At 35.2% G+C, this 805-nt stretch carries 1 protein-coding gene; it reads right to left on the bottom strand.

Features of this window, described 5'->3' with window-relative positions; translation table 11 throughout:
• Positions 1-25 precede the first annotated feature (25 nt).
• Entirely contained in the window at positions 26-727 is a 702-nt protein-coding gene (locus ACH0AB_RS11900) for an IS1 family transposase (protein ID WP_406878273.1), read from the bottom strand.
• Between the last annotated feature and the right edge of the window lie 78 nt (positions 728-805).

Here is an 805-nt window from a genome sequence, read left to right as displayed (position 1 = left end):
GGCTGTGGTCTAAAAAGTATGCTCACTATACCCAGCCATAATTGACATAATGAAACAGTAAATCAAAAGCCTTAAAATGATTAATAAGCTTCTTGGAAAAACAGCAAGTTTTTCTAAAAGCTCGCCTCATTCTGTGCCTAAAAAGATTATTATTACCTTCAATATCAACCGTATAGTATTTGCCAACCTTTTTAAAATCAAAGTTAAAAGCGGTCAGAAAACTATCCCAGTTATCACAGCAAACATAGCCAAAATCAACACTCAGCTCTTCAAGCTTTGCTCTAAGCTGTTTTGCTGTTGTTAAATTACGCTTACCCCATACAAAGGTAACAATTTCATTGGTATCTGGGTCGTAAGCATAAACCAGCCACACTTTGTTTCTCTTGCAACCCACATACGTCCAAAACTCATCGACTTGCAATCGACGATAATAGCGCTTCTTTGGTTTTATCTGATATTCAGATTGTACTAGAACACTTAGAACCTTGTATTTGCTAACCTTTTCAATAGCTACAATGTCAGCAATACTACATCCCCTAACTAACATTAAGCGAATTTTGTCTTCAATGAAACTTTGACATCCCTTATACTTTAGTTCACTGTCGTGGATAAATTGCCGATGGCAGTCTTTACATTGATAGTTTTGTTTGCCGTAGATTTTCCATCCATTTTTCTTTATACTGAAACTTAGACAGCTTGGGCATTTGATTGTAATTTGTGTCTTCATAACCTCAAATTATCATCTTTTTACCAAGTTGTCTTTTCTATTTCTTTCTCAGCATACTTTTCAAACCACTACCAAATT

This window comes from Moraxella sp. 179-F 1C4 NHS (assembly GCF_045370505.1).
GTDB lineage: Bacteria > Pseudomonadota > Gammaproteobacteria > Pseudomonadales > Moraxellaceae > Faucicola > Faucicola tetraodonis.
Note: the sequence above shows the minus strand (reverse complement) of the source record. Positions and strands in the feature narration are given on the sequence as shown.

Excerpts from the sequence above, each read along its gene's own strand:
- ACH0AB_RS11900 (WP_406878273.1), bottom strand. The coding sequence starts at position 727 with ATGAAGACACAAATTACAATCAAATGCCCAAGCTGTCTAAGTTTCAGT.